The sequence below is a fragment of the Nocardia testacea NBRC 100365 genome, from assembly GCF_000308775.1.
Classification (GTDB): Bacteria; Actinomycetota; Actinomycetes; order Mycobacteriales; family Mycobacteriaceae; genus Nocardia; species Nocardia testacea.
Window position 1 is genome coordinate 1 of record NZ_BAGJ01000003.1, and the last position, 8,235, is coordinate 8,235.

Annotated in this window: 6 protein-coding genes; 2 read left to right on the plus strand and 4 right to left on the minus strand. The window is 68.7% G+C overall.

Translation table 11 applies throughout. From position 1 onward, the window contains the following. The 3 genes from ON38_RS00555 to ON38_RS00565 form a co-directional block, all read right to left on the minus strand. Nucleotides 1-1,105, minus strand: a 1,105-nt coding sequence (locus tag ON38_RS00555) for an ABC transporter ATP-binding protein (protein ID WP_157181622.1), incomplete at its 3' end; no start/stop codon positions are given. Beyond that, nucleotides 1,102-2,067 carry an ABC transporter permease gene (locus ON38_RS00560; protein WP_051164228.1) on the minus strand — a complete coding sequence of 322 codons (966 nt, stop codon included), beginning with the start codon at nt 2,065-2,067 and terminating at the stop codon, nt 1,102-1,104. The genes ON38_RS00560 and ON38_RS00555, both read right to left, overlap by 4 nt. 138 nt (nt 2,068-2,205) lie before the next feature. Further along, complete coding sequence (locus tag ON38_RS00565; protein ID WP_039821463.1) at nt 2,206-3,183, minus strand: ABC transporter permease; 978 nt, start codon at nt 3,181-3,183, stop codon at nt 2,206-2,208. Nucleotides 3,184-3,388: 205 nt separating this feature from the next. Here ON38_RS00565 and ON38_RS00570 point away from each other — a divergent pair, with 205 nt between their 5' ends. Then, complete coding sequence (locus ON38_RS00570; RefSeq protein ID WP_039821465.1) at nt 3,389-4,237, plus strand: Cof-type HAD-IIB family hydrolase; 849 nt, start codon at nt 3,389-3,391, stop codon at nt 4,235-4,237. Between the two features lie 82 nt (nt 4,238-4,319). Here the strand turns inward: ON38_RS00570 and ON38_RS00575 are convergent, their stop codons facing one another. Continuing rightward, a complete protein-coding gene (locus ON38_RS00575) occupies nt 4,320-6,500 on the minus strand; it encodes an N-acetylmuramoyl-L-alanine amidase (protein WP_039821469.1) in 2,181 nt (726 codons plus the stop codon). A 409-nt stretch (nt 6,501-6,909) separates the two neighbouring features. On the opposite strand from ON38_RS00575, the gene ON38_RS00580 reads away from it, so the two are divergent. Next, nucleotides 6,910-8,235: SpoIID/LytB domain-containing protein (locus ON38_RS00580; RefSeq protein WP_245563831.1), on the plus strand; the 1,326-nt coding region annotated here is incomplete at its 3' end.

An 8,235-nucleotide genomic window follows, 5' to 3' on the forward strand; every position in this document is an offset into this window, starting at 1 on the left:
TCGCGGGGGGCTGCGCCGGTTCGCCGATCTCGCGGCGGTAGGCGTCGAACAGCGCCGCCGAGCCGACCTCGTCGGTGCGGATGCACGCCGCGCGATGACCCGGAACGGTCTCCGCCAGGGGCGGTTCCGCGGTCCGGCAGTCCTCGATCGCGACCGGGCAGCGCGGCGCGAAGGAACATCCTCGCGGTAGTGCGTGCATGGCCGGAGGCGCGCCGACGATGGGAATCAATGGTGCGCGCGGCGGTCCGTCCATCCGCGGGATCGAACCGAGCAGACCTACCGTGTAGGGCATCCGCGGGCTTCGGAAGATCTGCGCGGTGGTCGCCGTTTCCACGATCCGGCCCGCGTACATCACGGCCACCCGATCGGCGAGGGTGGCCGCGATACCCATGTCGTGGGTGATCATGACGACCCCCGCGCCGGTGATATCGCGGGCTTTGCGCAGCAGGTTCAGGATCTGCTTCTGCACCGTCACATCGAGCGCGGTGGTGGGTTCGTCGCAGATGATCAGCGCCGGATCGTTGGCGATGGCCATGGCGATGACCACCCGCTGGCGCATACCGCCGGAGAATTCGTGCGGGAAGGCCTTCGCGCGTAGTTCCGGGTCGGGGATGCCGACCAGATCGAGCAGTTCGACCGCGCGTTTCGCCGCTTCGGTCCTGCTCGTATTCCCGTGCGCGAGCAGCGCTTCGGCCACCTGGTCGCCCACCCGGTAGACCGGGGTCAGCGCCGAGAGCGGGTCCTGGAAGACCATGCTCACCGCACTGCCGCGCAGTTTCGACAGTTCCCGGTCGCCGAGGCCGAGCAGTTCTCGCCCGCGCAACCGGATCGAGCCGGTGACCCGGGCCTGTTCGGGCAGCAGTCCCATCACCGCGAGGGAGGACACCGATTTCCCGGACCCGGATTCGCCGACGATCGCCAGTACCTCACCGTCGGCAACCGTGAAGTCCACTCCACGGACCGCGTCGACGCGGCCTTCTTCGCTGGGGAACGAGACGCGCAGATCCGAAACCTCCAACAGGGGCGCCCGGCCCTGGCCGGAACCGGATCCACCGGGTCCGGTCCGGTCCGCCGCCGATTGCACCGTCGTGGTCTCGCCGGTCATGTCCGCGCTTCCTCCGCCTGCCGGGACTTCTCCGCCGCCTTGCGTGCCCTGCGCGACGGCCGGGACCGGGCGCGTTTCGCGCCGGGATCGAAGGCATCGCGCAGTCCGTCGCCGACCAGGTTCGCGCAGAGCACGGTGATGATCAGCAGACCGCCCGCGAAGAGAAAAAGCCACGGATAGGTCATGGCGGAACTGGTGCCGTTGGCGATCAGCGTGCCCAGCGACACATCCGGCGGCTGCACCCCGAAGCCCAGGAAGCTGAGCCCGGTTTCGGCCATGATCGAGGCGCCGACGGTGAGCGTGGTGTCGATGATCAGGATCGAGGCGATATTCGGCACGATATGGGTCAGGATGATCGTCCGGGTGGGCGCGCCCATATAGCGGGCGGCCCGCACGAATTCGCGCTCACGCAGGCTCATGGTCAGTCCGCGCACGATCCGCGCGCTGATCATCCAGCCGAACACACTGAGCAGGATGATCAGCAGCACGATCGAGCCGCTGCCCTTGGTGCGCGGCGCGAACAGGGCCACGATGATGAAACTCGGTACCACCAGCAGCAGGTCGACCACCCACATGATGGTCCGGTCGGTCCAGCCACCCAGCAGTCCGGCCACCGCGCCGGTGACGGCGGCGATGGTGGTGGAGAACACAGCCACGCACAAGCCGATGATCAGCGATTTCTGCAGCCCGCGCAGGGTCTGGGCGAGTACGTCCTGGCCGATCTCGGTGGTACCGAAGGGGTGTTGCGGGCTCGGCGGTTGCAGCAGCGCGGTGTAGTCGATGTCCTGATAGTCGTAGGGCAGGAAGGCCGGCAGTACGAAACTGGCCAGGAACATCAGGATCAGCACCGCGGCGCCGACCAACGCGGGTTTGTTGCGCAGGAAGCGGCGCAGGATGAGTTTGCGCCGGCCGGAGGCGGCCGGTTCGGGCGCGCCCTGCACCAGGATCTCGGTTTCGTTGATACTCACGCTGTGTCCTCGGGCATGATCGGGGGCCCTACGTGGTTACGCTTCGCTGCCGCCTCCGGGCCCGACCCGATCATGCGGCGTCCTCGGGCATGATCGGGGGCCCTACGTGGTTACGTTTCGCCGCCACACCGCTCATCCCACACGCACCCGGGGGTCGAGGATCGCGTAGACGATATCGGAGAGCAGGCCCGACACCAGCACCACCAGCCCGGCGAACGCGGTCACCGTGGCGACCACGTAGATGTCCTGGGCGTTGATGGAATCGACCAGCCATTCCCCGACGCCGTGCCATCCGAAGATCTTCTCGGTGAAGGTGGCGCCGGTGATCAGTCCGCCGAGGCTGTAGGCGAACAGGGTCGCCATCGGGATGAGAGCGGTCCGCAGACCGTGTTTGTAGAGAGCACGGTTACGAGTGAGGCCTTTGGCCCGGGCGGTCCGGATGAAATCGCTCTGCAGCACATCGAGCATGGCATTGCGCTGGTAGCGGCTGTATCCGGCCATTCCACCCAGGGCCAGGGCCAGGGTGGGTAGCACCAGATGCTGTAGGCGGTCGACCAGTTGGGCGCCGAACCCTTCGACACTGGTCGCCGAAGTCTCGCCGGTATAGAGGAAGATCTGCGTTCCGGTGGCCGAGTTGATCTCGAGGGCACCGAATTTCAGCAGTGTCGCGAGCAGGAACACCGGAGTCGACAGAATCAGCAGGGAGACGACGGTCGTGAAATAGTCACTGAATCTGTACTGGCGGATCGCGCCGGCCGCGCCGATCAGCACACCCAGCACGGTGCCGATGATCGAACCGAGGACCAGCAGCCGCAGACTTACCCCGACCCGTCTGCCCAATTCCTCGCTCACCGGCTGCCCGCCCAGCGTCTTGCCGAAATCGCCGTGCATCACACCGGTCATCCAGGTGACGTAGCGCTGCGGAATCGGCTCGTTCAGATGTAGTTCCTCGGCCTTGGCGTCGATCACCGACTGCGGCGGTCGCGGATTGCGCTGCTCCAGGCTGTCCAGCGGCCGGAAGGTCAGCGAAGCGAGGCTGAAGGTGAGAAAGGACGCCAAGAGCAGCAGCACGACGTAATTGAGCGCCCGTCGTAGCAGAAAGCCGGCCATCGTTCCCCTCGATATCAGGTGTAGCCCCTGATCATAGGGAGCGATTCCATGGGATGCGCGACAGGCAGCATGAGCGAGTCAGGCCCGGAGGCGGCAGCGGAGCGTGACCACGCAGGGCCCTCGCTCATGCACAGAAGGCATGCCTGCTGCGTGTTCGCCCCGCGAACGGGTAGGCCCGCCGGGGTGCCGCGGCCGACCCAGCAGAATGGAACGGGTGAGCGCAACGCGGCAGACCCGACCAAAACTGGTGGCCTCCGATGTGGACGGCACCCTGATCGATCCCTACGAGCGGGTTTCGGCTCGCACCCGGGCCGCGGTGGGGGCGCTGGTCGCCGACGGAGTGCCGTTCGTACTGGCCACCGGCCGGCCGCCGCGCTGGATCGCCCCGGTGGTGGCCGGGCTCGGGTTCGCGCCGCTGTGCGTATGCGGCAACGGCGCGGTGCTCTACGACGCCGGGACCGACAAGGTGCTCGGGGCTTCGGTACTGGACGTGGATACCCTCGCCTGGGTCGCCGATCTCGCGGAGAAGGTGCTACCCGGGTGCGGACTGGCGGCCGAACGCATCGGCGCCAGCGCACACGACGCGGCCACTCCGCAATTCGTCAGCTCACCGCAGTACGAACACGCCTGGTTGAATCCCGACGACACCGCCGTGGCCCGGGACGAGGTCATCGACACCCCCGCGATCAAAATGCTGATCCGGCTGCCCGGCGCCCGCAGCGGCGATATGGCGACGACCCTGGCCGCCCATATCGGCGACCGCGCGGATATCACCTACTCCACCGAGCACGGCCTGATCGAGATCTCCGCACCCGGCGTCAGCAAGGCGTCCGGGTTGCGGATCCTCGGCGAGCGGCTCGGCGTCGCCGCCGCCGACATGGTCGCGTTCGGCGATATGCCCAACGACATCCCGATGCTGCGCATGGTGGGGCTCGGGGTCGCGATGGGGCACGCGCATCCGGACGCGCTCGCGGCCGCCGACGAGATCACCGGGACCAACAGTGAGGACGGGGTCGCGCAGGTACTGGAACGCTGGTGGCCCAGGACGGAGTAACCGGGCGGGCGCGGACCACCCGCGGAAAAGACGACCGCGCCGAACCGTGCGGGGCACGTTTCGGCGCGGTGGGTGCGCGGCGTCAGGCGGCGGGTGCGGGCGGTGCCGCGGGCTCGGGTGGGGGCGGCGGGCCGACCTGAGCAGCGGGTGCCGGTGCGTATTGCGGTACCGGTGACCGCTCTTCTACCGGGGCGGCAGCTGTGGGCGGCCCCGCGACGTCCGGGGCCTGGTCCGCGAACTGGGAAGTCGGGCCCACGACTTCCGTGCCCGGGTCTGCGGCCTCGGGACCCGGGCCCGCGACCGGCGGCACCGGTCCGGCGACCTGTGGGGCCGGGCCCGCGCCGGGCACCGCCCGCGGGGCGGTGCCGGGCTGTCCCGTATGCGGTGGCGTGCCGGGGTGCGTGTCCTGCCCCTTCAATTGTTGCTGGTAGGTGTCGTTGTAGGTCTTCCAGACGGTGGTGACGATATCGGCCGCCCGATCCAGAATCAGCGAGCCGTTCTGGAAGTCGGTGCGGAGGCCCTCGGGTACCTGGTAGGCGTCACTGAGCGGCAGGCCGAGCGCACCTGCGTCGGCGCCGAGTTCCAGGAATCGATCCAGGACCTTGCCGACGACCTCGTGCACTTGGCCGTCCGGCGTCGTATAGACGTATCCGTTCACGAATTTCGCGTACTGCTGGCCCTGGGCCGCGGGCATCGGTTCGGAAGCGGCCTGGCCGAGTGGCCCGTCCGGGCCACCTTTGGAGACCCAGTACTTCGCGATCACATTGTCGTTCACCATGGTCAGCAGCTTGGCGGTGAGATCGGCCAGCGCGGCCAGATCCGAGCGGGAGGCCTGGCTGCGCGGGGTGGACGACCGGGTCGCCCCCGCTTCACCGGCGGCTATCGTGCGGATCCGGTCCATCTGCGAGTAGGCGGCATCGCCGGGGCAGCTGGTATTGCCCACATCGCGATGTGCGAAGACCACCGGCAGATGCACTTCCTCACCCTGCGCGTACGGGGTGAACTCGGTGCCCTCCGAATACATGGTGGTCTGGCCCTTGGGGTCGAGGCCGGCGATCCGGGCGCGCCAGCCGATGAACTTGCCGGTGGCCTCGATCGAGGCGTCGGTGGGTTGTTCGACCTGGTAGTCGCCCATGATCGCGACTCCGGAGGTGTTCTCGTTGAAACCGCCCGCGTGCGCGCCCTGCACCGGTTTGTCCAGACCGCCGTAGCGGCCCTCGAAGATCTGCCCGTACTTGTCGACCAGTGCGTTGTACCCCATATCGCACCAGCCCAGGGTCTGCGAGTGGTACGCGTAGATGGCACGGACGATCCCGGCCGATTCGGATTTGCTGTAGTCGTTACGGCCGGCCGTGTGGTGCACGGTGATCCCGCCCAGCCCGTCGTCGTAGGTGGGCTCCTGGCAGCGGATCGATTCGTCGGCGCCCCACTGGTCGCGGGTGATGACCCGGGGTCCGCCGCCGGGCAGAGCGGCGGCGATGTCCTGGAGTTGATCGTCGACGGCGCCGCGGCCGGGATCGATGAGGACGGCGGTGAGGTCGGGCGGCTGCTGCGGCCCGCCCGCCGCGGCGGGTGTCCGTCCGAGCGGATCGCCCTCGTTTTGCTGCGGTTTCCGGGTGACGAGCACCTGCACCGCCGTGGTGTTGCCGACGTAGATGGGGTCGGTGCCGGTGGGTCCGCCGGCCGCTACGCCGTCGGCGCCGTCGATCGGGTTGGCCTCGTACCACTGGCCCCAGCCACCGTCGGGTTGCTTGGCCCGGATCATGACGGTGGTGTTCGCCAGGTCCGGAGCGGTCAGCGCGACCATGCTGAAGGGCTGTTCCCGGTTCAGTTCCTTGACCTGTGCGCCGACCGCGTCCATGAATTCGGGTGGAATGACGCCGGGGGTGAGTGCGGGGGTGTCCGCGGAGGGGGTTCCGCCCTCGGTCACGAAGCCCACACCGGGCTGCCGTCCCGGGAGCCGGCGGCTCGGATCGGTGGGTGTGGTCGTGCCGTTCGGAGTGAGGCCGGGCACCCCCAAGGCCTGCAGATCGCCCAGGCGCAGGTCCGGCAGGTTCAGGCCGGTCAGCTCGCCCAGCGGCAGCACGGTGTCGGGGGCATCGCGCAGGGCGAGTTCGGAGAGCTGGGGCGGCACCGCCGTGAGTTCGATCCGATCGGTTGATTTGCCCGTATCGATGACCGTGGGCAGCAGAATCGGGCCCGCTACCGCTACTAACGCGACAACCGGCAGTACACAGGAACGCTTCGGTTTGCGGTAGGGCACGAGCTTCTCCAATCAGGGTTGCAACCAGTGATCGGTGAGCAAGTCATGCTTGCGAACTTCAGTCCCACGGACCACACTAGCCACATTCGTCACAAATCTAAACCTGAGGTTGAGGCTTTCCTGTTCGCTCGAATGTAGCTCCCGGAGCGTGGCCGGTCGAAACGACATGCCGACGTCGTACCGAGTCGAAAGCGTCCGGGCTGACGATGGGAGTGCTCGTATGTCATACCGAAACAACATGACTCGGCCGAAAGTCTCAGGGCGTCTGCACAACCCGCTGGTAGTCGCGGTGCTACCGCAGTCGATGAGAGGTAGGCGGATTCGTCCAGGCCCATTACTCGCCTGCGGCGCGACGGCTCTGGTCATCGGTGGGGCGCTGCTCGTGCCCGGCGCCGGAGAGGTATACCGGATGCTTGCCGAGGCCGGTCCGGGGCACGGACGCGGCCTGAGTCAGCACGGTGCGCTGCAGAACGCCGACAACGGGCAGAACGTCGACCAGATCCTCGCCCACTACTACCCCGGCGCCGAGTTCGGCACCATCGGCCCGGCGTCGGTATCGGTCCGGCTGCAGGAGCAGGACGGCGCCGACCTGGTCGTCACATCCCCCGCCGGTCTGCGGCTCGCCGGACAGGAACTGCAGGCGGGTACGGCCGTCCGGCTCACACCGCTGCCCGACGGCGGCGCGCACGCGGTGGTCACCCAGGGCTGCGACGGACCGGTCCTGTGGGAAAACCCGGTCCAGGATCCATGGGTCTATCCGCTCGACCCGAACCCGAATCGCCCGGCGGCCGAGCATCTGACGCTGTGCGACGGCGGCGCCTACCGCGGGTCGCTGGGCGTGGCCGCCGAGAACGGTGAGACCCGCACCGTCAACCGGGTGGATATCCAGGACTATCTGCTCGGCGTGGTCCCGGCGGAGATGCCGCCGGACTGGGCGCCCGCCGCTCTCGAGGCCCAGGCGGTCGCCGCCCGGTCCTACGCTCTGGCCGAAACACGCTGGCCCTACGCGCAGACCTGCGATACCACCGACTGCCAGGTCTACAGCGGCACCGCCCAGGAGGATCCGCGCACCACCGCCGCGGTGGATGCCACGGCCGGCCGGGTACTGCTGCGCGACGGACGGATCCTGCGTGCCGAGTACTCCGCCGCGCCCGACGGCGGGTCGCCGGCCGATATCCAGACCTTCGAGGTGGGGCCGACACCCGCCGAACTCGCTGTCACCACCCCGGCGCCGCTGCCGCCGCCGGTGAATCCGCCCACCGGACTTCCGGAAGGTGCCGCTCCGGGCACCTCCGAACCATGGAACGAGGTTTCGCCCGAGGGCACGAAATCGGGTGTGCCGGTTCCGCGTACACCGGAAGGCTCGCTCCCGGTGTCCCCGGGCGGTACGCCGGGTGGCGCGCCCCCCTCGCCGATCGATACCGCCTACGAGGAGATGGGCGGTATGCGGGGAGCGCTGGGGTTGCCCGTCACTCCGGAACTGCCGCTGCCCGAGGACGCCGGCAAGTACCGGCTGTACGAGAACGGGGTGATCGTCTACACCGCCGAGCTGGGCGCGCAGGTCGTCGACTTCGACACGCTGATGCAGCTGGTACCCGGTCTCACCGACGGCGCGGGCAGCGCCGAAGCCGACGGTGCGGCCCCCGCCGACCCGGGGACCGGCAGTGCCGGGGCGGCCGATCCCGAGGCGGCGACGATCCCGGGCCGATGCCCGCCGGGCGCGCCGCGCCGGACA